This is a genomic window from Pseudomonas sp. KH_021 (assembly GCF_057838865.1).
In genome coordinates this window covers 4,937,945-4,961,284 of record NZ_CM174477.1, presented here as the reverse complement: position 1 = coordinate 4,961,284, position 23,340 = coordinate 4,937,945, and the positions used below count along the sequence as shown (strand labels likewise).

Here is a 23,340-nt window from a genome sequence, read left to right as displayed (position 1 = left end):
CTATCGCCGGCAAGCCGTGCTCCTACAGGGCGGGTCAGGGGCTGTTGGCACGACCGCCAGCACGGCGATGGTATCGGCCTGGGGATAGTGCCAGCGCACATCCACATCCCAGAAGCGCGCACCGTAGTGGCGCTCAGGGGACGGTACCTGATAGGCCGGGCGCGGGTCTTGGGCCAGGCATTGTTCGATCAGGGCCACCAGTGGCTCGCCAAGGCGCTGTGCATGGACCTGGGCCTCTACCATCGCTTCATCGCTCCATCGCACTGCAATCAGTGCTGGAGCAGCGCTGGCGATGCCATTGACAGCATCCATGACGTTGTCGGCATACGGCACGTAAGGTTTGATGTCCAGCACTGGCGTTCCGTCCAGCAGATCGATACCTGACAGCCATAAGCGGTCTGCCTCGACACGCTCAAGCTTGACCACAGATTGGCCGATGCCATTGGGGCGGTGAGTGGCGCGGGTGGCAAATACCCCCATGGATTTGTTGCCGCCCAGGCGAGGAGGGCGCACCTTCAGTCGCGGCTTGTCCTCCAGCGCCTGGTGGAACAGAAACAGCAACCAGACATGGCTGACCTGCTCCAGCCCCTGTACCGCGTCACCCTGGTTGAAGGGTGGCAACAGTTCCAATACGCCACGTGCTGCCGGTGCCAGCTGGGGCTGGCGTGGGATGGCGAACTTTTCCTTGAAGCAGGAGTGCACGATACCGATCGGCGACACGCTGTGGTTCATGGTCAGCTGGGGCGTACGCGCTGGGCCAGGCCCTTGAGGAAGTTGCGCAGCAGTTGGTCGCCGCAGGCGCGGTAGTTGCTGTGGCCAAACTTGCGAAACAGTGCGCTCAGTTCAGGTTTGGTAACCGAGAACTCCACCGATTTGAGAATGGCCATCAAGTCTTCTTCTTTCAGCTCGAAGGCCACCCGCAGCTTTTTCAGGATGATGTTGTTAGTGACCGGCAATTCGACGGGCACCGGTGGGCGACTGTCGTCCTTGCCGCGCTTGAAGGTCACCAGGCCGTCGAGAAAGTGAGCCATCAACTCGTCCGGGCAGTGAGCAAAACCTTCTTCGTCCTCTTTTTTGACGTAGCTGGTGACGTCGGCTTGCTCGGCTTCAAAGCCGGTCTGCTTGATGATGTCGGTCATCTGCTTGTCGTTGAGGTTAAGCATATAGCGCACGCTGCGCAGCACATCATTGTGAATCATGATTCAATCCTGGTAAGGCGCGCCACCGGTTGGTGGCGCCGAAAAAAGGGGTCAGAACTTTTCCTTGGCGGACAAGTAGCGCCACTGGCCCAAGGGCAGCTTGCCCATGGACACGCCACCGACGCGGATGCGGCGAATCGACACCACGGTCAAGCCGACGCTGGCGCACAACTGGGCGATCAGGCCGGGTGCAGGGTTTTTCATGACCATGCGCAGGCGGGTTTCGTTCTGCCAGCTGGCTTTGACGGCGGGGAGCTCTTTGCCCTTCCATTTCACGCCATGGTTCAGTCGGTTGAGGCCGTGTTCGGCGATTTCGCCACCCACTTCGACCACGTATTCCTGTTCGAGCTTGGCGATGTCATCGGTGAGCTTGCGCACGATGCGCCAGTCCTGGGTAAAGACCTGCAGGCCGCTGGCGCCTTTCTGCAGGGGGGCTGCACAGGCAAGGCGGGCAAAGTGGCCCTTGAGCGGGCGACGGCCATAACGATGCTCTTCCGCCAGGGAGTCTGGCGTAATGCCGGCAATCGCGTCGTCGCTGGCCTGATCGGCCGGTTGGTGGAGCAGCAGCGTCACCGGCTCCGGTGCGACCGCCTTGGCGTCAGCGGCCAGCTCGACCTTCTGGTCGCCAACCTTGAATTGCGGCTCGTCGATGACCTCGCCATCCACCGAGACCCAGCCACCCTCGATATACAACTCGGCCTCGCGGCGCGAGCAGCCGGTGAGTTCGATGAGGCGTTTTGAAAGGCGGATGGGGTCTGTCATGTGCAAGGCCGTTACAAGAAAAGGATGACATTGTAACCGCCTGGCGCCGGTTTATCCCGGCAACATTCGGCATTGGGTGGATTCAGCCGGTTCGCGGGCTGCCGGTGCGGGGCAGGCGCAGGTGCAACAAAGGGTAGGGCTGGCCCATGCCATCGGTTGGGGAACGGCCGATCACCTCAAACCCAAGCTTCGCGTAAAAGCCCCGTGCCTGATGGTTCTGTTCGTTGACGTCCAGTTCGGTGGCGTTCAAGTGATCGATGGCGTACTGCAGGAGGGTTTGGCCGACACCGTGGCCGCGGTGTTCGGGGGCCACGAAGAGCATTTCGATCTTGCCGGCTGTGATACCGGCAAAACCGGTGATGCTGTGGCGTGAGTCCTTGCAGCAGATCAGCATGACGGCGTCCAGGTACTGATCACGGACCAGGCCGCGCAACAGTTCGATATAGCTGTCTGGCAGGAAATCATGGGTGGCGCGCACCGAGGCCTCCCAGACCTCGGTCAGTTCGTCGTAGTCACTCCGCCTTGGGGTCTGCACGACCGGGTAGTGGCGCATACCTGAAAGTCCCCGCCTATTGACTCGTGTAGGAGCAGGCTTTAGCCGCGATGAACGCGCTGCAGTCTAGCTGATAACCGCAGTGAGGCTATCGCGATGGTCCGGCATTCCGGCAAGGTCGGCTCCTACGGGGATCAGATCACATCGGCCCACAGGTCGTATTCGTCGGCATCCGTCACCCGGCACCAGACCTTGTCGCCTGGCTTGAGGTTGTTGTCACCGCCGATAAAGACGTTCCCGTCGATTTCCGGGGCGTCGAAGAAGCAACGGCCAACCGCGCCCTGTTCGTCGACTTCATCGATCAGCACTTCAATGTCCTTGCCGATTTTCATCTGCAGGCGAGCGGCGCTGATGGCCTGCTGGTGAGCCATGAAACGGTCCCAGCGATCCTGCTTGACGTCGTCTGGAACCACATCCAGGTTCAGGTCATTGGCCGGTGCGCCTTCAACCGGTGAGTACTGGAAGCACCCAACGCGGTCCAACTGGGCTTCGGTCAGCCAGTTCAGCAGGTACTGGAAGTCTTCTTCGGTTTCGCCAGGGAAGCCGACGATGAAGGTCGAGCGGATGATCAAGTCAGGGCACTGCTCGCGCCAGTTCTTGATGCGCGCCAGGGTCTTGTCTTCGAAGGCTGGGCGCTTCATCGACTTCAGCACTTTGGGGCTGGCGTGCTGGAACGGGATGTCCAGGTACGGCAGGATCTTGCCAGCGGCCATCAGCGGAATCACGTCGTCCACGTTCGGGTACGGGTAGACATAGTGCAGGCGCACCCAAACACCCAGGGTGCTCAGGGCCTGGCAAAGCTCCAGCATGCGGGTTTTAACCGGCTGGCCATTCCAGAAGTCGGTCTTGTACTTGACGTCGACACCGTAGGCGCTAGTGTCCTGGGAGATGACCAGCAGTTCCTTGACGCCGGCCTTGACCAGGCGCTCTGCTTCGCTCAGTACATCACCCACCGGGCGGCTGACCAGCTTGCCGCGCATGGACGGGATGATGCAGAACGAGCAGCTGTGGTTGCAGCCTTCGGAGATCTTCAGATACGCGTAGTGGCGCGGGGTCAGCTTGATCCCTTGTGGCGGTACCAGGTCGATCAGCGGGTTGTGGTCCTGACGTGGCGGGACCACTTCATGGACGGCATTGATCACTTGCTCGTATTGCTGGGGGCCAGTGACCGACAGCACGCTGGGGTGTACGTTGCGAATCGCGCTTTCTTCCACGCCCATGCAACCGGTCACGATCACGCGCCCGTTTTCGGCAAGGGCTTCGCCGATTACGTCCAGCGACTCGGCCTTGGCCGAATCGATGAAGCCGCAGGTGTTGACCACCACGACGTCGGCGTCCTGGTAGGTGGGAACGACTTCATAGCCTTCCATGCGCAATTGCGTGAGGATGCGCTCGGAATCGACCAGGGCTTTTGGGCAGCCCAGGGAAACGAAGCCAACCTTGGGAGCAGCAGGCGTAGGGACGGTGGACATGGCTAACCTCGGTGTTGAAGGGGCAGTTGCGCATTGAGCGTAACTGCCCTGGCGGACGCTGTGAGCGCCTCTGATCAAAAAGTGCGCAATTCTAGCGATGCACAACGCGCTTGACCAGCTTTAAACGGGGAAATACGACGAGTGCTGCGCTATGCTTCGCCGCGTTGAGCCGCTGCGGTTAAAGGCTCTCTGCAATGAAGCGGCTTGCGCGTGCGCAGACGCAGGTTTTTCGTCAATTTTGGCGCAAGTCCAGATCCAGGTGTCAGGGGTGGTTGATGGTTCAGGCAAATGGTCAGGTGGCCGGTGAGCATTCGACTACCAAGCCGTTGAGCATGCTGGTGGCGGCGGTAGGGGTGGTGTACGGCGATATCGGCACCAGCCCCTTGTATACCCTCAAGGAAGTGTTTTCCGGTGAGTACGGCGTACCGGTCAACCATGATGGCGTGCTGGGGATTCTGTCATTAATCCTCTGGTCGTTGATTTGGGTGGTTTCAATCAAATACGGCTGACCGGCGCCGAAGCGCTGTATGCCGACATGGGGCACTTCGGCCGCAAGCCGATTGCCCGCGCCTGGTTCGCCCTGGTGCTGCCGGCGTTGGCGCTGAACTATTTTGGCCAGGGCGCATTGCTACTGGAAAACCCGGAGGCGGCGCGTAATCCGTTCTACCTATTGGCGCCGGGGTGGGCGCTGGTGCCGCTTGTCGGCCTTTCAACCCTGGCTACAGTGATCGCCTCCCAAGCGGTCATTTCCGGTGCCTTTTCCCTGACTCGACAAGCCATTCAATTGGGCTATGTGCCGCGCATGCAAATCCAACACACCTCCAGCGATGAGCAGGGGCAGATCTACATCGGGGCGGTGAACTGGGCGCTGATGGTTGGCGTGATCCTGCTGGTGCTGGGCTTCGAGTCATCCGGTGCGCTGGCCTCGGCCTATGGGGTGGCGGTGACCGGGACCATGCTGATTACCACGCTTCTGGTGTCGGCGGCCATGTTGCTGCTGTGGAAATGGCCGCCGATCTTTGCGGTGCCGGTCCTGTTGGGGTTTCTGTTCGTGGATGCGCTGTTCTTTTCCGCCAACGTTCCCAAAATTTTTCAGGGAGGTGCCTTTCCGGTGCTGGCCGGCATCGCGTTGTTTGTGTTGATGACCACCTGGAAGCGCGGCAAGCAGGTGCTGGTGGAACGTATTGATGAAGGCAGCCTGCCACTGCCGATCTTTATCAGCAGTATCAGCGTGCAGCCTCCACACCGGGTCGAAGGTACGGCGGTGTTTTTGACGGCGCGCGTCGACGCTGTGCCTCATGCGCTGTTGCACAACATGTTGCACAACCAGGTCCTGCACAAGCAGGTGGTGTTGCTGACGGTGGTTAACGAAGACTCGCCGCGTGTACCCCAGCAGCAGCGCTTCGAAGTCGAGGCCCATGGCGAGGGGTTTTATCGAGTGATCCTGCATTTCGGGTTCATGGATGAGCCGGATGTACCGGGCGCTCTGGCGTTGTGCCATCTTGATGAACTGGATTTCAGCCCGATGCGCACCACTTATTTCCTCAGCCGGGAAACGGTCATACCTTCCAAGCTGGTGGGGATGGCGCGGTGGCGGGGCTTGTTGTTCGCGTTTCTGTTGAAGAACGCCAACGGCAATTTGCGGTTCTTCAATCTGCCGCTCAATCGGGTGATCGAGTTGGGAACGCAGGTTGAGATATAGCCAGATACACCGCGGTGTGGCCATCGCAGCCAAGGCTGGCTCCTACCCGCCGGTGTAGGAGCCAGCCTTGGCTGCGATGCAGGCGCTGCAATTTTGCATGATCCGCCGCGGCGGGCCTCAGTCCTTGGCTACGTCAGTCTTTCCCTGGCGCTTCTCGATAGCGTCGATCATGCGTTTGGCCAGAGCCGGGTAGTCTTCATCAAAGTGATGGCCACCGGGTAGCTTGAGCTTCTCACCCACGGCAGTGGTATCGGTGCAGCCGCTGTCGTCAGTTTCTTCTTCGCCATAGATACACAGTACTTTGGCGCTCGGCATCTTGGCCATTTCCGGCCCTGTCGGTGCTTCCTTGCCAGCGTTACCCAGCCAGCCTTCCACTTCGATCTCGAAGCTGCCACTGCGGGCGAATGCCAGCAGTAGTACTGCATCAATATGCGCTTGAGCGTCGGCGGGCAGGCGATTGTAGATGGCCGGCAGCACGTCGGCACCGAACGAGTAGCCGGCCAGCACGAAGCGCTTGGTGCCCCATTTCTGCCGGTAATGGTGCATCAGCTCCACCAGGTCGGCGGCGCTTTCCTCGGGTGATTTGTGCTGCCAGTAGTAGCGCAGGGTGTCGATACCCACGACTGGGTAACCCAGCTTTGCCATTTCCCCGGCCACATCACGGTCCAGGTCTCGCCAGCCACCGTCGCCTGACAGAAACAGCGTTACCGTGTCGGTGGTTTGCCCGGCGGGTACTTCGACGACTGGAATTTTCAGCGCGTCGCCGTCTTCACCAACCAGCTGTTTATTCAACTGGCTTTGCAGGACTTGTGGCAAGTGGATGTCGTAATCGCTGATGCTGGTTTGGGCATTGGGTTGATCGCGCACAAAGGCTGCGCTGGGATCATCCGGGTTGTCGTTCCAGGCGACAGTCCAATGACCGTGGACGGCGGTTTTGGGCAGGGCGGTAGTGCAGCCCGGCTGTTCCAGTGTGAAACCGACCGAAATGGCCTGGGCCTTGTCGTCATTTTGATTGGCCAACCAGTTCCAGGCTTGTGCGGCGCCCGGGCCGATGCCTGCAACCAGGGTGGCTGGGCCGTCCAGTTGTTTCAGGGCGCTTTGCAGGGCTTGCTGCTGCAACGTGCAGTCGTCCTTGGGCAGGATGACCTGGACAATCTGTGCCGAGCCGCCCTGGCTCAAATTAAGTAATTGCTTGGTGCTCAGGGCGTCTTCGGCAGGCACCGCCAGCGCAACCTGTGCCTTGGCCCGGTTGCCGGGCACGACGCGAGTCAGGGTGCTGCCATCGGGCTGTGCCAAGGTTTGCACAGAAGCCTGAGGGGCAGGGCGCGTCCAGAGCCAGAAGGCCGTACCACACGCCAGCAACAGCACGAGCACCGTCACCCCTAAATGTCGCCAGTAGCGTTGAATCATCAGCGTTTCACCAATCCAGTCAGGCCGCCTGCAATGAGTGCGGCAGTGTCGGCAAGTGCTACCAGCGGATCGAGTCCGGCCGGCACTGCCATATAGCGGGGTTCCCAGTCAGGCTGGAACTTGTCTTTGAAGCGGCGCAGACCCTGGAAGTTGTAGAGTTGCTCGCCGCGGCGAAACACCATCGAGCCCAGGCGCTGGGTCAGCGGTGCTCCGCGCCGGGGTTGCAGGCCAGAAAGCGGCACCATGCCCAGGCTGAAGCGTGTGTATCCATGATTTTTATAATGTTGGATCAAGCCGACCATCATGAACTCCATGGTCAGTTTGGGCGCGTCGGGGTGTGCACGCATCAGGTCGAGGCTGGCCAGTTCATGGCTGTGGGTCTCGAGCAAGTTGGCGAACGCCACCGGGCGGCCTTCGAAACGAATGATTGCAATGCGAAAATGCTGCAAGTAATCGGGGCTGAACCGGCCCAGGGAGAAGCCTTTTTCGCGGACGTTCTTGCCGGTCAACCAGGCATCGGAAATCGCTTTCAGCTCATCGAGCGGAGCCTGGTTGGGTTCGTGAATCTCCAGGCTCAAGCCGTCGCGCCCACCCCGGCTCCAGGTGTAGCGCAAATCCTTCATTTCCTTGCCCTTGGCGTCCAGGTCAAAGCGCTTGAGGTCGACCCGCGCCTCTTCGCCCAGCTTGAGCGCGGTCAGGCCGATGTCCATATAGAAAGGCAGATTCTCCGCGCGCACCTGGTAGAACACCGGGCGAGCATGATGAATGTCGCACAGGTCACGAAACTGCCAGATCATCTCGGCGCGTTGTTGTGGTGGGCCGATCGGATCGTACAGGGCAACCAGGCTGCGGCCCCGGCGAGCGTACATCAGGAAGGCATCGTCATTGGGGTGAAATAGCAGCGCCTTGTCGCCAGTCAAGGCCAGGCCACCGTCGGGCTGATCCGAGGCCATCAACACCTTTACCGCTTTACTCAGTTCGTCCTGGGTCGGCAAGTGAATCACAGGGCGAGCCGTGCGCAGCAACCAGGTCAGCGAAACAACCACCAGAAGTACGGCGCTGCCCAAGGCTGAGCGCAAGCCACGAGGCGCGTCGGCGTCGAGGGTGAACTGCCACCACAGTTGATGGCTGTAAGGCACGTCCTGATAGGCAAAAAGCAGCAACCAGATGGAGGCGGCAACCACACAGGCACTGGCGACCCAATAGATGGGCGAGAAGGGCAGCTCCATCAATCGGCTCGGGCGATAGAACGAGCGGCGAAAGACCGCCAGCAGGCAGGCGGTCAGTGTGAGCAGGCTGGCCTCTTCCCAGTCAAAACCCTTGAGCAGTGAAAGCAGCGCGCCGACCAGCAGCAATATGGTGGTCAAGATCCAGGCCGCGGACAGGCGTCGACGCAGGCCTTGGGCCAGTAGCAGGCACAGCACGCCGATTAGGCTGGCGCCGAAGTGCGAGGCATCGATCAGGCGGTGTGGGATCAGAAAGCCAAGATGCTCCAGGCGCTCGTCGATTTCAGGCGTTGCACCGGAAAACAACAGGACCACGCCGGAGAGGAATACCAGCACCGCCAACACCGGTGCAGCCAGCCCGGAGGCTGCACGAATGGCTTGTTGGGCAAACAGCAGGCGCTTGGCCTCGTTGGCCAGCAACATCACGCAGGCCAGTAGCAAAGGCAGCACAACGTAGATCAGGCGATAGAGCAGCAGGGCGGCAGCCAGCGGCGCGGCGCCCAGTTGATTGGCGAAAGCGGCTAATAGAATTGCCTCGAACACGCCAACGCCACCGGGCACGTGGCTGAGCACGCCCGCCGCCAACGCCAGCAGGTACACCAACAGGAACGTGCCGAACGGTGGCGTTTCAGGTAAAAGCAAATACAGCACGGTTGCGGCGGCGGCGACGTCCAGCGCGGTGATCACTAGCTGCAGCAGCGTCAGGCGCAAGCCTGGCAGGCGCAGGGTGCGGCGTCCGATCTTGACTAGCAGGTTATCGGCCAGTGGTTGATCCGGCAGTCGTCGGCGATAGATGCCGTAAGCCAGCAGCACACTAAGGGCCAACACAGCGACGGCAACACTGCCCAGCAAGGTGGGTGCAATGCCCAGGGCAATGGAGGCGGCCGATAAATCGCTCAATGCCGCCAGTGCAGCCAAAGGTGGCAGTGCGCAACCCAGCGACAGGCTCGCAAATAACGTCATGCGCGCGACATCACCGGCCCCGACCCCATGGCGCGCATACAGGCGATAGCGAACCGAGCCACCGGAGAGCAGCGACAGACCGATCGCATTGCCGATGGCAAAAGCGGTAAAACCGCCCATCGCCAAGGTCCGGGGCGCCAGTTGAACATTGGCATAGCGGCTGGCCGACCACTCATAACCCAGCATAATCACAAAGCCGATGACGGCTGCTACGAATGCGCTGGCAAGGGAGGGCAGTGGAACATTAAGCAGCGAATCGTGCAGGGCATAGATGTCGAGTTCGCTGAGCATGTGTCGGCAGGCAATCAACGCAATGCCGAACAGCAGCAAAGTCACTGCCAGGCCAATGGGCTGGCGATACCGGCTCAGCAGCTCCAGCCAGTGTAGGCGTTTGGGGTTCAGGGGGTGTGGTGCAGTCTCAGGGGCTTGAGCATCAGGCGATTCGGTGCGCATCAATAACCTCTTGGATTGTGCGCCCAAGGATGGAAGCATCCAGCCACGTTACCAATCCCTATGGAAAAATAATTCTGAATGTTACGCACATACTGATGACTAGGCGATGGCAGGCCGTTTCCATGGAAAAATATTCATCGAGGCTGCCAAGGCTATCGTTGCAAGCATAGGGGTTTTTTTTGGCACAACGAAAAAAGGCCACTTTTTCAAGTGGCCTTTCTCGTATAACTGGTTGCGGGAGCCGGATTTGAACCGACGACCTTCGGGTTATGAGCCCGACGAGCTACCAGACTGCTCCATCCCGCGTCTGTGTGGCGCATTCTATAGAGAATGGCAGCTATAGCAATGATTAATAACGAAAATAGATAAATTAGTCTGCGCGGTCAAAATGCGCACAACGAAAAAAGGCCACTTTTTCAAGTGGCCTTTCTCGTATAACTGGTTGCGGGAGCCGGATTTGAACCGACGACCTTCGGGTTATGAGCCCGACGAGCTACCAGACTGCTCCATCCCGCGTCTGTGTGGCGCATTCTATAGAGAACGACTGCCATGTCAATGATTAATAAAGAAAATAGATAAATTAGCCGGCTCGGTTAAAATGCGCACAACGAAAAAAGGCCACTTTTTCAAGTGGCCTTTCTCGTATAACTGGTTGCGGGAGCCGGATTTGAACCGACGACCTTCGGGTTATGAGCCCGACGAGCTACCAGACTGCTCCATCCCGCGTCTGTGTGATCGAATTCTACAGCGTTCGGCCGTCTTGTCAAATGCTAGTTTCAGGAAATTCTTTTTCGTTCAGATGCTTAGCGTCGTCAAGTGGGCCGAGAAGTCAGGTGCGACGGGCCTTTCAGGGCAGTTCGAGAGTTTTTTCGTGTTCAAATTTATTATCTAGTGAGATGGGAAACCAACGCAGTGGATGTAGGAGGGGTGAGGCAATGAGATACTGCCCAGGATATTCTCCTTTATATAAATGCCACGGCGAGCCATGACCCAACGCAAAATCATTCATGTCGACTGCGATTGCTTCTACGCGGCTATCGAAATGCGTGACAACCCGGCGCTCGCTGGCAAGCCCATGGCGGTGGGGGGCTCTGCGGATCGGCGCGGAGTGATCGCCACCTGCAACTATGAGGCAAGAGCCTTTGGTGTGCGCTCGGCCATGGCGTCTGGTCATGCCTTGAAGCTGTGCCCGGACCTGTTGATCGTCAAGCCGCGCATGGATGTCTATAAAGAGGTGTCGCGGGAAATCCAGGGTATCTTTCGCGATTACACCGACTTGATCGAACCCTTGTCCTTGGATGAAGCCTATCTGGACGTTTCCCAGAGCCCGCATTTTGCTGGCAGCGCAACTCGAATAGCCGAAGACATTCGTCGCAAGGTCGCTCAACAGCTGCACATCACGGTGTCTGCGGGGGTCGCGCCAAACAAGTTTCTTGCCAAAATCGCCAGCGATTGGCGTAAACCCAATGGTCTGTTTGTGATTACGCCAGCTGACGTTGAGGACTTCGTCGCGACGCTGGCGGTTAGCAAGCTGCATGGCGTCGGCAAGGTCACCGCTGACAAGTTGGGTCGTCTGGGAATCTTGAACTGCAGCGATTTGCGCGGCTGGGCCAAGTTGGCGCTGGTTCGTGAGTTTGGCAGTTTCGGCGAGCGGCTTTGGAGCTTGGCCCGAGGTATCGATGATCGCCCTGTGCAGAACGACAGTCGCCGCCAGTCTGTCAGCGTCGAGAATACCTATGACGTTGATTTGCCTGACTTGGCCAGTTGCCTGCAGCGGTTACCGGAGCTTCTGGAGTCGCTGGCTGGCCGCATGGCTCGAATCGACGACAGCTATCGGCCTGGCAAGCCCTTTGTGAAGGTCAAGTTTCATGACTTCACCCAAACCACGCTTGAGCAGGCGGGCGCCGGGCGAGATCTGGAAAGTTACCAGCAACTGATGACTCAGGCGTTCGCACGCGGCGACAAACCTGTGCGGCTCTTGGGGGTAGGAGTGCGTTTGCAGGATCTGCGTGGCGCCCATGAACAGCTGGAGCTGTTCGAGCTGTGAAACAGCCTGGGCCGCAGGTGCGGCACAGGCTTCATTTCAATTGAAGGAGCCTGGATCGGCAACCAGTCGGCCCGCATTTTTAGTCAGCGATTTGAGAAACTCTTGTTGCAGCTCTGGATCGTTGCGAGTCAGCTCGATCAGGCTTTGCTCCAGCTCGCTGGCTTCTTCTTCCATGCCAAGCTCCGACAGGCGCTTGACTCGATGAACCCATTGACCGACATCATCACCTTCCAGATCATCGAAAATCAGGGCGTGGGCTTCGACTAGCTTGCTGCGCAGTTGCCCGCTCAGAAGCAGGCTGGCATCGGCGTGGGTGCTTTCGTCTTCATCGCTGATACGCAAGTGCAAGGTGCCGACGTGGGTCAGATCCTGCTCTGAAAACGGGCTGTCCAGCAGGTTCAAGCGCAGTACGCCGTTACGATCAGTGCTCAAGTCGTAGGACTTCTTGCCGGCCTGGACCTCGACCGGGCGTTCGCTCCACGGCAAGCTGGTGTACTCGCGACGCTTGTCCCGTTGGGTTTCGTCGATACCGGCCAGGTTTTGCTGGGCGCGACCATTGGACTGCGTGTTCATGAGCGGGTTGAGCCCGGCAAAGCCATAACTCAGCCAATCCCGCGTAACGCTGTCGGGCAAGGTCCCCAGCGCGAACACGTTGACAACATTGGCGCCAATGCCAGCCACCACCGCCACTGCGCCCAGCGGAATCTCGTAGATTTCCCGCCAAGGCTGGTAGGGGGTGTAGCGATCATAGCGCCGGCTCACTTCGAACTCGGTGATTTCGAAGGTCTTTTGCTCGTGAATACGAACCCGGCGTTGCGGCAGCTCAAGCACCTTGGGCTCGCCAACATCGATCTGCAGGCTGTGCTCGAGCAATTTACGCTCGACACGGTCCTCGTGTTCGCTGCGCTGGGACATGTGGTTGGCACATCCGCTGAGCAACATGGCGCCGCACAGTGCGGCGCCCCCGAGTTGAATGGTACTTCGCTTGAACATGATTGCTCTTGGTAGTAATCAGCGACGAATGCGGGCTTGCAGGAACGACAGGGCCTCGGCAACGGGCACGGCGTGCGCCTCACCTTCAGTCCGGCTCTTGTATTCAAGATTGCCGTCAGCCAGGCCGCGATCGCTGACAACGATGCGATGCGGAATGCCGATCAGTTCCATGTCGGCAAACTTGATGCCTGGGCTGGTCTTCTTGTCGCGATCATCCAGCAGCACTTCGAAGCCGGCAGCGGTCAGTTCCGCGTAGAGCTTGTCGGTGGCTTCACGAACCGCATCAGTCTCGTAGCGAAGGGGAACCAGGGCAATTTGGAAGGGCGCCAGGGTGTCGCTCCAGATGATGCCGCCCTCGTCGTAGTTTTGCTCGATCGCTGCAGCCACCACGCGAGACACGCCAATGCCGTAGCAACCCATGGTCAGGGTGACGGGCTTGCCGTTTTCACCCAGCACCTGGCATTTCATGGCTTCGCTGTACTTGGTGCCCAGCTGGAAGATATGGCCCACTTCGATGCCACGCTTGATCACCACGTTGCCCTGGCCGTCCGGGCTTGGGTCGCCTTCGACCACATTGCGCAGGTCGGCAACGGTAGGGACGGGTAGGTCGCGCTCCCAGTTCACGCCGAAATAGTGCTTGTCGTCGATGTTGGCACCAATGGCGAAGTCGCTCATCAGTTCAACCGAACGGTCGATGATGCAAGGCAGTGGCAGGTTCAATGGGCCCAGGGAGCCTGCACCGGCGCCGATCGCGGCACGCAGTTCGGCATCGGAGGCCATGACCAGTGGGCTTGCGACCTGCTCCAGGTTACCTGCCTTGATCTCGTTGAGCTCGTGGTCGCCACGGATGATCAGCGCAACCAGCTTGCCTTCTTCGGCCGCGTGGACGATCAGGGTCTTGATGGTTTTCTCGATCGGCAGGCCATAACCTTCTACCAACTGGGCAATAGTCTTGGCATCCGGGGTGTCGACCAAGCGCAGTTCTTCGGTGGCGGCCAGGCGCGATTTTTCGCGAGGCAGTGCCTCGGCTTTTTCGATGTTGGCGGCGTAGTCGGAAGTGTCGCTGAAGACAATATCGTCTTCACCCGAGTCGGCCAGCACGTGGAATTCGTGGGAGCCGGCACCGCCGATGGAGCCGTTGTCGGCTTCTACAGGGCGGAAGTTCAGGCCCAGGCGGGTGAATACGTTGCAGTAGGCCTGGTGCATGCGATCGTAAGTGACTTGCAGGGATGCCTGGTCCACATGGAAGGAGTAGGCGTCCTTCATGATGAACTCGCGACCGCGCATCAGGCCGAAGCGTGGACGAATCTCGTCACGGAATTTGGTCTGGATCTGATACAGGTTGATTGGCAGCTGCTTGTAGCTGTTCAGCTCGTTGCGCGCCAGATCCGTGATCACTTCTTCATGGGTTGGCCCTGCGCAGAAATCGCGATCATTGCGATCCTTCATGCGCAGCAGTTCCGGGCCGTACTGTTCCCAGCGGCCGGATTCCTGCCACAGTTCGGCAGGCTGGATGCCGGGCATCAGCACTTCAAGGGCGCCCGCGGCGTTCATTTCTTCGCGTACGACGGCCTCGACCTTGCGCATCACCCGAAGGCCCATCGGCAGCCAGGTGTAGAGACCGGATGCGAGTTTGCGGATCATGCCGGCCCGCAGCATGAGCTGGTGGCTGATGACGACCGCGTCGGAAGGGGTTTCTTTCTGAGTGGCGAGCAAATATTGACTGGTGCGCATGGTTGGCCGTTGTCGGTTGCTGAAGACTGAAATGACCCGGCATTGTACGGTGGTGATTCGATCGCGTACAGGCATGCGCGGGCATGAGGCGGCTCATTGCGTCGGGCCAATTCCCTCATATAAAGAGAAAGCCCGGCAGAGCCGGGCTTTCGGGGTGTTGCGACGCGCTGATTTCTGTAATTACAGAATGTTCAGTGGGTACTGAGCGATCAGGCGCAGCTCGTCGATCGAAGGCGAACCGTAGTAGACGCCATCGGCCGAGCGGTAGGTCGCTTGACGTACGCGCAGGCTCAGGTCTTTTGCAGGACCTTCCTGGAAGACGTATTTGGCTTCGATGTCGCGTTCCCACTCTTTGCCGTTGTCGGTGCCGGCAACGTGTGCGTCGGTACCTTTGACGTAGCGAGCCATGAAGCTCAGGCCTGGAACGCCGAAGGTTGCCATGTTCAGGTCGTAACGAGCCTGGTAGGACTTCTCGTTTTCGGCGTTGAAGTCGGAACGAGCGATGGAGTTGGCCAGGAAGATGGTGCCGCCACCGTCTACGCCGTAACCGTAGTCGCCGTCGCCGGACACTTTCTGGTAGGCCAGGGTGAAGGTGTGGGCGGTCAGGAAGGTGTAGGCTGCCGACAGGCTGTACGCGTTGTTGTCCAGCTCGTCGCCGTCGAACGCGGTGTAGTTGGCAGCGCCGTCGCTCTTGGTGTTGTAGAGGTTGAAGTCGAACACCAGGCCAGAGCCTTCACCCAGTGGCATGGCGTAGTTGACGTTGGTGTACCACTTTTTCCAGAAATCTTCGGTTTTTGCGTAGTACAGGCTGGCGCTCAGACCGTCGGTGATGGCATAGGTGCCACCGACGAAGTCGGTCTTGGTCAGGCCCAGGCTGTCATGGAAGGTCTGGTCTTGGGCGTTGATCGCGGTGAAGTGACCGGCGTTCAGGTCCAGGCCAGCGATTTCCTTGCTGTTCAGCGAGAAGCCTTCAGCGACTTCTGGCAGCAGGCGGCTGTCATCGGTAGCGAAGACCGGAACAGTCGTGTACTGGTCGCCATACTTGAGCACGGTGTCGGAGATGCGCAATTTGACCGCGCCGCCCGCTTCGGAGTAGTCGTCCTGCGACCGGCCGTCAGAGCCGGTAGGGAACAGGCCGGTGCCATTACGGCCGCGGCCACTGTCCAGTTTCACGCCCAGCAAGCCGATGGCGTCAACGCCGAAGCCTACGGTGCCTTGGGTAAAGCCGGATTCATACAGAGCGTTGAAGCCCAGGCCTGTTTCGCGGGTGTAGCTTTTCGAACCCGGTGGGCTGTTGCGGAAGTCGCGGCTGAAATAAAGCGCACGAGTTGTCACGTTGAACGTGCTGTCGTCAACAAAGCCCTTGGATTCGGACTGGCTGGAGGCGCTAGCCATTTGAGTGCCGCTTGCTGCTGCTACGGCGAGGGCGATCATGCTCCACTTCATCACGCGCATCGTGATTTGCTCCTTTGGTTTTTTAGGAAGAGTACTGCCGTCCCACCTGATGTTTTTATCTGGGCGGCTCTTTCTTTTTGTGTCGGCGCAAACTTATATCACGCTGACCAATATTGGCGATACTTGCAAAACAATCCTTTTGGCTTCTTTACGACCGTGTCGCAAAAAGTTGTGTCCATGTCGCAAACTCGACCTATTGAGTCAGGGTCGAAACACGCGGTCACTCCATGCCGCCGTTGTGATTTGTCGCAGTTCGCCGTGGTCCTCACGGGGGGCTTGCCGACTATGCGAAGTGGCTATGCAATAAGCGTGCACAGGCATGCCAAGGGTGTGCATTTTTTTCACTTTTTTTCGTTTTTTCTGACAAAAGCCCCGAAAACATTGGGGGCTAAGAACTATTTGTTTCAGCTTGACTCACCTTGGGTAATAAGGCTGGCGGCAGGGGTGCAGGCGGATCGTTACCTTCGTAGCCGCGGAATTGGGTAAATGGCGGATAAAAAAGGGAGAGGCAGGCTGATGTTGGTCTGATTTTGGTGCAAAAAAGTAGCGTGCAGGCCGCTTTTGGCTTTGCGCGGTTACACCGCGGGCCTTCTGGGATAGGTTTTTCAGCCTGTTTGCACTATTTTGGTGCTAAATGTGATCGGCACGGTAACAAATTCTGTTCTGGTTTTTGGTATACGGTACACAGATGGTGGTGGGGTGGTGGCTTGTCGGTGCCAGGCGGAGCATTCACGGGTATCCTGAGTGACACGCTTTTTGCCTGGCTTGGCTGGGAGCGCTGCTTATTTATTAGCTGTTTTGGAGGTTTCAGGTGTTCGTACTCGATTCGCGGCTTCAACAAGATACCTTGCCACTTGGCGACTTCCCTCTTTGCCAGTTGCTGTTGTCCCGAGATGCGAACTATCCCTGGTTTATTCTTGTGCCTCGTGTGCCAGGCATCAGCGAAGTGTTCGATCTTGGTGAGGCGGATCAAGTGCAGTTGTGGAAAGAGACTACAGTCTTGGCGAAAATTCTGAAGGCTGAGTTCATGGCTGAAAAGATGAATGTGGCAACCTTGGGGAATGTAGTCAGTCAGTTACATATGCATGTAATAGTTCGCCAGCGCGACGATATTGCTTGGCCGGCACCTGTCTGGGGGCGTCACCCAGCAGTGGAGTACACAGTCGCTCAAGTGGAAGTGATTCGCAATCGCCTAAAGCCGATATTGAATGGGGTGGAAGGTTTTGTGTTTTTGGAGGGTTGAATCATGAGTCTGGAAGCGCGCGTTACAGAACTTGAGAGTCGCCTGGCTTTTCAGGATGACACCTTGCAAACGCTCAATGACGTACTGGTGGAGCAGCAGCGGGTGGTTGAGCGCCTGAAATTGCAGATGGCGGCGCTGATCAAGCGTCACGAAGAGATGCAGGGGCAATTCCAGATCGAAAGCGAGGATGCGCCACCGCCACATTATTGAAGCGCTTTTCGTTATCCACAAAAAAGCCCGCACACGTTGCGGGCTTTTTTGTGGGCCGAGATTAGCGTCGCGGAGCGGCGGCGATCACATCTTCGGCTTGCAGGCCTTTGTCTCGATTCATTACCGAAAACTCGACACGCTGACCTTCGACCAAAACCCTATGGCCTTCGCCACGAATGGCGCGGAAGTGGACAAAAATGTCATCGCCCGAATCCCGGGAGATAAAGCCAAAGCCTTTGGATGTGTTGAACCACTTCACGGTACCGGTATCGCGATTGCTCATATCGTACTCGGACGACGGCGCGGAACTGGTGCGTGTACGAGGGGTGTAGAGGCTGACGAAGACGTGCAGAAGCGTTGCCACTACCGCGCACAGCAGGCTGAACAGAATGGCCGGGTAGCCGCCGATTTCCGGGCGAGCCAACAGGGTCAGGGTCTGTAGCACGACGGTCAGGATCAGCAGTGCGCTGGCAAGGCTTTGCAGGTGACGACGCAGGCCGTAGCGGGGGTGTTGGGTCATTGGAGCAATGGTCAGGTTAAGCAGGCCGAACAAGGCCAGGTAAAGCGCATCGGGTTCTTGCAGGTAGGGGATTGCTTCGGTTCGCAAGCTGGGAATAAAGGACAACAGCAAGGCTGCTGCGCCTGTCAGGAGGTGGACGATTTTTAACATTTTGAATGACTCACGTTAGGCAGATCACAGGAATAGCTGAATTCACGTCGCGCGCTTATATAAAGGAGGTGCACGCTACGTGGCGGTAAAAGTCAGCCTATGGCGCTCCGGCCAGAAAAAAAACGGCAAGGGCGGCACGCTGCCTATTTAACAGCAAACGGCATAGCGACTCAAATCAGGGGCCTGAACGGTTGACTGCGTAGGGACAAGGAGCCGGGTTTCGACCTGTCTCGGGTTTGGCCCAGGCCAAGGTTTGCGACGCTCCGAAGGCTGCAGGGGGCACTGAGTCTTGATAGAGTGGGGTGGGTAGCACGCGGTAAAACCATCCGAAAAGGAGCTGTATATGGCAATTGATATCGGTATTAGTGAAGAAGACCGCAAATCGATCGTGGAAGGTTTGTCCCGGCTGTTGTCTGATACGTATGTGCTTTACCTGAAGACGCACAATTTTCACTGGAACGTCACGGGCCCCATGTTCCGCACCCTGCACTTAATGTTCGAGGAGCAATATAACGAGCTGGCCTTGGCCGTTGATTCTATTGCCGAGCGTATTCGTGCATTGGGCTTCCCGGCACCGGGTACTTATTCCACCTATGCCCGACTTTCCTCTATCAAGGAAGAAGAAGGCGTGCCGGCGGCCGAGGAAATGATCAAGCAGTTGGTCCAGGGTCAGGAAGCCGTTACGCGTACGGCTCGGGGAATCTTTCCACTGCTCGATAAAGTCAGTGATGAGCCGACCGCGGACCTCCTGACTCAGCGTATGCAAGTTCATGAAAAAACAGCGTGGATGCTGCGCGCCTTGCTGGAAAACCACTAAGTCGCCGGGCGCGCCAAAGCGCCTGAACCTGCCGCGAAGGCCCGCCCCACTTGACTCGGTGAGGCGGGCCTTCGGCGTTTCTGTCTCGTGGAATATTGATCAGGCGTGGTGAATCAACGTTCGGGCGGGTGAAGAGGTCGCGGTCGTTTTGTGGATGCGTCCTACGTATAAAAAGAGTCCTATCTGCTAGTGGGGCATTATTGGCTGCTGTTTTGATAACGCTGTGGTCATGAATGAATGGAATGCCCTTTTGAGTAGTTTGCCAAAGGAATGGTGAAATTATGTCGCGTGCATTTGAGCGTGTTGTCAGTGTGGCAGGACGGCTGCAAAAAGCGGGGATTGATCCCTTTGATGAAAACTTCAATATGAACTTGGCCTTGCCGCGGTCCAAGTCGGTGAGGTTGAACGGCTTCGCCACGTGCCTGCGCCTGGAAGTGGTGTACTGGAAGATTCTGGAGGGTATCGCCAAGACCAATAACTGTTCGGTCAACGCGATTCTTTCGTATGTTGACCGCGAGGTTCACCTGCGCCACGGCGGGGTCAAGAACTTCAGTGGGCTGGTTCGAGTCATCTGTGTGGTGCATTTACTCAGGCCTGCCAGTGCTTCATGACGCCCGAAGTGGGTGGGCTGGCAACCGGTGGGCGAGCAGTTGCGCCATACGGCTGCACAGTCCCCCTTGAACCCTATATAATCTCGCTTTTTGTCGTCAGGCGCGGTTTGCGCCTTCGCGTCCAGGTTGTCGAGACACGCCCATGCCCATGTATGACTATCAGTGTGCTTCCTGCAATCACCAGCTCGAAGCCATCCAGAAAATCAGCGATACGCCACTGACAGACTGCCCAGCCTGCCAGGCGCCGGAGCTCAAGAAGATGCTGTCCATGCCAGGCTTTCGCCTGGGCGGAACCGGCTGGTACGAAACCGACTTCAAAACCGGGACTAAAAAGAACCTGGCGGGCGGCGACAAGTCCGATTGAGTTGAACTGACCCTTGGGCTCTTGCACTATAAGCCCCCCTTGCGGCCAGTAAGGCCTCCACCGAACATTCGAATCACGAGAAGCGAAACCACCATCATGATGCGCAGCCATTATTGCGGCCAACTGAACGAGAGCCTGGACGGTCAGGAAATTACCCTTTGCGGATGGGTCCATCGTCGCCGCGACCACGGCGGGGTTATTTTCCTCGACATCCGTGATCGTGAAGGCATGGCCCAGGTCGTCTTCGACCCGGATCGCGCAGAATCCTTTGCTGCTGCCGACCGCGTGCGCAGCGAATATGTGGTCAAGATCACCGGTAAGGTCCGTCCTCGTCCGGCTGGCGCGGTCAATGCCAACATGGCTTCCGGCGCTATTGAAGTGCTGGGCTACGAGCTGACTGTATTGAACGAAGCGGAAACCCCGCCGTTCCCGCTCAACGAATTTTCCGACGTGGGTGAGGAAACTCGCCTGCGTTATCGCTTCATCGACCTGCGCCGTCCGGAAATGGCTGAAAAGCTGCGTCTGCGCTCGCGCATCACCACCAGCATTCGTCGCTTCCTCGACGAAAACGGCTTTTTGGATGTCGAGACGCCAATCCTGACCCGGGCTACCCCGGAAGGTGCGCGTGACTACCTGGTGCCGAGCCGTACCCACGCTGGCAGCTTCTTCGCCTTGCCTCAATCGCCCCAGCTGTTCAAGCAGCTGCTGATGGTGGCTGGCTTCGACCGCTACTACCAGATCGCCAAATGCTTCCGCGATGAAGACCTGCGTGCAGACCGCCAGCCGGAATTCACCCAGATCGACATCGAGACCAGCTTCCTCAACGAAAGCGAAATCATGGGCTTGACCGAGTCCATGATCCGCAAGCTGTTCAAGGAAGTGCTGGATCTGGATTTCGGCGACTTCCCGCACATGACGTGGGACGAAGCCATGCGTCGCTACGGTTCGGACAAGCCGGACCTGCGTATTCCGCTGGAGCTGGTTGATGTTGCCGATCAGTTGCAGGCTGTTGATTTCAAGGTGTTCAGCGGCCCGGCCAACGACCCGAAATGCCGTGTCGCGGCATTGCGTGTACCGGGCGCGGCGAGCATGCCGCGTAAGCAAATCGACGACTACACCAAGTTTGTCGGTATCTACGGTGCCAAGGGCCTGGCCTACATCAAGGTCAACGAGCGCGCCAAGGGCGTCGAAGGCCTGCAATCGCCAATCGTCAAGAACATTCCAGAGGCCAACCTGAACGTGATCCTTGATCGCGTCGGTGCGGTTGATGGCGATATCGTGTTCTTCGGCGCCGACAAGGCCAAGATCGTCAGTGAAGCGCTGGGCGCTCTGCGTATCAAGGTCGGTCACGACCTCAACCTGCTGACGACCGACTGGGCGCCACTGTGGGTTGTCGACTTCCCGATGTTCGAAGAGAACGACGACGGTAGCTTCGCCGCCTTGCACCACCCGTTCACGGCACCCAAGTGCTCGCCAGAAGAGCTGCAGGCCAACCCGGGCGCAGCCTTGTCTCGCGCCTACGACATGGTTCTGAACGGTACTGAGCTGGGCGGCGGTTCTATCCGTATCCACCGCAAAGAAATGCAACAGGCGGTGTTCCGTCTGCTGGGTATTGAAGCGGCGGAACAGGAAGAGAAGTTTGGCTTCCTGCTCGACGCACTGAAATACGGCGCGCCGCCGCACGGTGGCCTGGCCTTCGGCCTGGATCGCCTGGTGATGCTGATGACCGGCGCCCAGTCGATTCGTGAAGTGATCGCCTTCCCGAAAACCCAGAGCGCTGCCTGTGTCATGACTCAGGCGCCAGGCGTGGTGGATGGCAAGGCATTGCGCGAACTGCACATTCGTTTGCGCGAGCAACCCAAGGCCGAATAAGGCAGATCAAGGCGCACTGCGGTGCGCCTTTCTGTTTGTCGGTACCTGGGCGCCCTGACAATGCAGCAGGGTAGGCAACTGTTTCAAAAAAGAATTCGGAGCGAGTTATGGCAGGTCATTCTAAGTGGGCGAACATCAAGCACCGCAAAGAGCGTCAGGATGCCAAAAGAGGCAAGATTTTCACCAAGTGGATTCGTGAGCTCACCGTAGCCGCCAAGCAAGGTGGCGGTGATCCTGGGTCCAACCCACGTCTGCGCTTGGCGCTGGACAAGGCGCTGGGCGCCAACATGAGCCGTGACATCATCGATCGCGCCGTTGCGCGAGGTGCTGGTGCCACTGAAGCCGACAACGTCGAAGAGCTCAGTTACGAAGGTTACGGCCCGGGCGGCGTGGCGATCATGGTTGAGGCCATGACCGACAACCGCAATCGGACGGCGGCTGCTGTGCGCCATGCGTTCAGCAAGTGCGGCGGAAACCTGGGTACTGACGGCTCGGTCGCCTATCTGTTCGAACGCAAGGGGCAGATCTCGTTTGCCGCAGGCGTGGACGAAGACGCATTGATGGAAGCGGCCATGGAGGCGGATGCCGATGATGTGGTCAGCAACGAAGATGGCTCCTTTGAGGTGTACACCTCATTCGCCGGTTTCTATGCGGTGCGCAGCGCCTTGGAAGCCGCAGGTTTCAAGGCTTCTGATGCTGAGATCATCATGCGTCCGACCACCAGTGCCGAACTCGATCTTGAGGGCGCTGAAAAGGTGCTCAAGCTGATCGACATGCTTGAAGACCTGGATGACGTGCAGAACGTCTATTCCAATGCCGAAATTCCAGACGAAGTCATGGAAAAACTGGGCTGATCGTTTCAAGCGCAACACACAAAAAGCCGTAGCGGCTGCAACCTGCTTGTCACGTTGCGTCGCTGCGGCTTCTGTCTTTATGCTGGCACCGACAGGTGCCTGATTTTCATTGCAGACCCTATGACCCTTATTCTTGGTATCGACCCCGGTTCGCGAATCACCGGCTATGGCGTGGTACGCGATACCGGGCGCGGCTGTGAGTACGTCGCTTCCGGCTGTATTCGTACCGGCAGCGGCCTGCTGCATGAGCGTTTACAGATCGTTTATCGTGGGGTGCGCGAAGTGATCCAGACCTATGGGCCGGTCACCATGGGTATCGAGCGCGTATTTATGGCTCGCAACCCTGATTCGGCACTCAAGCTTGGGCAAGCTCGCGGTGCGGCTATCGTTGCTGCAGCCGAAGAAAGCCTTGAAATAGCCGAATATTCTGCAACCCAGGTGAAGCAGTCGGTCGTGGGGACAGGTGGCGCCAGTAAGGAGCAAGTGCAAATGATGGTCATGCACCTGCTCAAGTTGGTCCAGAAACCGCAAATCGATGCGTCCGATGCCCTGGCGATTGCCTTGTGTCATGCACATACCCGATCCAGCCTGATCCCCCATGGCTTGAGCACCGCGCGCAGGCGCAGTGGTCGCTTGCGGCTCTGACTGCATCAATGACTCATACATTTAATCTTGCGGGGTGCCCTGCAACTGCAATTATTGTGGGCACGCCTGCTGGTTTCAGTGGAGC

General features: G+C 58.3%; 20 protein-coding genes, 3 tRNA genes and 1 pseudogene. 10 read left to right on the top strand and 14 right to left on the bottom strand.

The window, feature by feature from the left end; all coding sequences use genetic code 11:
- The 5 genes from tsaA to rimO form a co-directional block, all read right to left on the bottom strand.
- Positions 1–732: a tRNA (N6-threonylcarbamoyladenosine(37)-N6)-methyltransferase TrmO gene (gene tsaA, locus AC3IX4_RS22905; RefSeq protein WP_489257638.1), complete on the bottom strand. Its 732-nt coding sequence runs from the start codon at positions 730–732 to the stop codon at positions 1–3.
- 2 nt (positions 733–734) lie between these two features.
- Entirely contained in the window at positions 735–1,199 is a 465-nt protein-coding gene (locus tag AC3IX4_RS22900; protein ID WP_489257637.1) for a YehS family protein, read from the bottom strand.
- Between the two features lie 51 nt (positions 1,200–1,250).
- Positions 1,251–1,961, bottom strand: a complete 711-nt coding sequence (locus tag AC3IX4_RS22895) for an rRNA pseudouridine synthase (RefSeq protein ID WP_489257636.1) — start codon at positions 1,959–1,961, stop codon at positions 1,251–1,253.
- An 82-nt stretch (positions 1,962–2,043) separates the two neighbouring features.
- Positions 2,044–2,514, bottom strand: coding sequence for a GNAT family N-acetyltransferase (locus tag AC3IX4_RS22890; RefSeq protein ID WP_489257635.1), 471 nt, complete (start codon positions 2,512–2,514; stop codon positions 2,044–2,046).
- Between the two features lie 134 nt (positions 2,515–2,648).
- Positions 2,649–3,986 (bottom strand): 30S ribosomal protein S12 methylthiotransferase RimO, encoded by a 1,338-nt coding sequence (gene rimO, locus AC3IX4_RS22885; RefSeq protein WP_489257634.1) that lies wholly within the window; start codon positions 3,984–3,986, stop codon positions 2,649–2,651.
- Between the two features lie 275 nt (positions 3,987–4,261).
- Between rimO and AC3IX4_RS22880 the strand changes: the two are divergent.
- Positions 4,262–5,688: pseudogene (locus AC3IX4_RS22880) on the top strand (potassium transporter Kup).
- A gap of 117 nt (positions 5,689–5,805) precedes the next feature.
- Here AC3IX4_RS22880 and AC3IX4_RS22875 read toward each other — a convergent pair.
- The 5 genes from AC3IX4_RS22875 to AC3IX4_RS22855 form a co-directional block, all read right to left on the bottom strand.
- Positions 5,806–7,098, bottom strand: coding sequence for a virulence factor family protein (locus AC3IX4_RS22875; RefSeq protein ID WP_489257633.1), 1,293 nt, complete (start codon positions 7,096–7,098; stop codon positions 5,806–5,808).
- Positions 7,098–9,740, bottom strand: a complete 2,643-nt coding sequence (gene mprF / locus AC3IX4_RS22870) for a bifunctional lysylphosphatidylglycerol flippase/synthetase MprF (RefSeq protein ID WP_489257632.1) — start codon at positions 9,738–9,740, stop codon at positions 7,098–7,100. Before mprF ends, AC3IX4_RS22875 begins: the two co-directional genes overlap by 1 nt.
- A 229-nt stretch (positions 9,741–9,969) precedes the next feature.
- Positions 9,970–10,046, bottom strand: a tRNA-Met gene (locus AC3IX4_RS22865).
- Between the two features lie 133 nt (positions 10,047–10,179).
- A tRNA-Met gene (locus AC3IX4_RS22860) sits at positions 10,180–10,256 on the bottom strand.
- Between the two features lie 133 nt (positions 10,257–10,389).
- A tRNA-Met gene (locus AC3IX4_RS22855) sits at positions 10,390–10,466 on the bottom strand.
- A 259-nt stretch (positions 10,467–10,725) separates the two neighbouring features.
- Between AC3IX4_RS22855 and dinB the strand changes: the two genes are divergently transcribed.
- The gene (gene dinB / locus AC3IX4_RS22850) at positions 10,726–11,787 is read left to right on the top strand and encodes a DNA polymerase IV (protein WP_489257631.1); all 1,062 of its coding nucleotides are present in this window, start codon (positions 10,726–10,728) and stop codon (positions 11,785–11,787) included.
- A gap of 36 nt (positions 11,788–11,823) precedes the next feature.
- On the opposite strand, the gene AC3IX4_RS22845 is transcribed toward dinB, so the two are convergent.
- The 3 genes from AC3IX4_RS22845 to AC3IX4_RS22835 form a co-directional block, all read right to left on the bottom strand.
- A complete protein-coding gene (locus AC3IX4_RS22845) occupies positions 11,824–12,780 on the bottom strand; it encodes a hypothetical protein (RefSeq protein WP_489257630.1) in 957 nt (318 codons plus the stop codon).
- Positions 12,781–12,798: 18 nt separating this feature from the next.
- Positions 12,799–14,514: a proline--tRNA ligase gene (locus AC3IX4_RS22840; RefSeq protein ID WP_489257629.1), complete on the bottom strand. Its 1,716-nt coding sequence runs from the start codon at positions 14,512–14,514 to the stop codon at positions 12,799–12,801.
- Positions 14,515–14,694: 180 nt separating this feature from the next.
- Entirely contained in the window at positions 14,695–15,969 is a 1,275-nt protein-coding gene (locus AC3IX4_RS22835) for an OprD family porin (protein ID WP_489257628.1), read from the bottom strand.
- Positions 15,970–16,780: 811 nt separating this feature from the next.
- Here AC3IX4_RS22835 and AC3IX4_RS22830 point away from each other — a divergent pair.
- Both AC3IX4_RS22830 and AC3IX4_RS22825 read left to right on the top strand, forming a co-directional pair.
- Complete coding sequence (locus tag AC3IX4_RS22830; protein ID WP_489257627.1) at positions 16,781–17,212, top strand: HIT domain-containing protein; 432 nt, start codon at positions 16,781–16,783, stop codon at positions 17,210–17,212.
- A 3-nt stretch (positions 17,213–17,215) separates the two neighbouring features.
- Positions 17,216–17,422, top strand: coding sequence for a SlyX family protein (locus AC3IX4_RS22825; protein ID WP_489257626.1), 207 nt, complete (start codon positions 17,216–17,218; stop codon positions 17,420–17,422).
- A 61-nt stretch (positions 17,423–17,483) separates the two neighbouring features.
- On the opposite strand, the gene AC3IX4_RS22820 is transcribed toward AC3IX4_RS22825, so the two are convergent.
- Positions 17,484–18,092: a cold-shock protein gene (locus tag AC3IX4_RS22820; protein WP_489257625.1), complete on the bottom strand. Its 609-nt coding sequence runs from the start codon at positions 18,090–18,092 to the stop codon at positions 17,484–17,486.
- 343 nt (positions 18,093–18,435) lie between these two features.
- Here AC3IX4_RS22820 and AC3IX4_RS22815 point away from each other — a divergent pair, with 343 nt between their 5' ends.
- The 6 genes from AC3IX4_RS22815 (at position 18,436) to ruvC (ending at position 23,255) form a co-directional block, all read left to right on the top strand.
- Complete coding sequence (locus AC3IX4_RS22815) at positions 18,436–18,909, top strand: Dps family protein (protein WP_489257624.1); 474 nt, start codon at positions 18,436–18,438, stop codon at positions 18,907–18,909.
- A gap of 281 nt (positions 18,910–19,190) precedes the next feature.
- Entirely contained in the window at positions 19,191–19,520 is a 330-nt protein-coding gene (locus tag AC3IX4_RS22810) for a ribbon-helix-helix domain-containing protein (RefSeq protein ID WP_489257623.1), read from the top strand.
- A gap of 142 nt (positions 19,521–19,662) precedes the next feature.
- Complete coding sequence (locus AC3IX4_RS22805; protein WP_489257622.1) at positions 19,663–19,884, top strand: FmdB family zinc ribbon protein; 222 nt, start codon at positions 19,663–19,665, stop codon at positions 19,882–19,884.
- A 96-nt stretch (positions 19,885–19,980) separates the two neighbouring features.
- Complete coding sequence (gene aspS / locus AC3IX4_RS22800; RefSeq protein WP_489257621.1) at positions 19,981–21,756, top strand: aspartate--tRNA ligase; 1,776 nt, start codon at positions 19,981–19,983, stop codon at positions 21,754–21,756.
- A gap of 107 nt (positions 21,757–21,863) precedes the next feature.
- On the top strand, positions 21,864–22,610 hold the full coding sequence (locus AC3IX4_RS22795) for a YebC/PmpR family DNA-binding transcriptional regulator (protein ID WP_489257620.1): 747 nt from the start codon (positions 21,864–21,866) through the stop codon (positions 22,608–22,610).
- 120 nt (positions 22,611–22,730) lie between these two features.
- Entirely contained in the window at positions 22,731–23,255 is a 525-nt protein-coding gene (gene ruvC / locus AC3IX4_RS22790; RefSeq protein ID WP_489257619.1) for a crossover junction endodeoxyribonuclease RuvC, read from the top strand.
- The last annotated feature ends 85 nt before the right edge of the window (positions 23,256–23,340 follow it).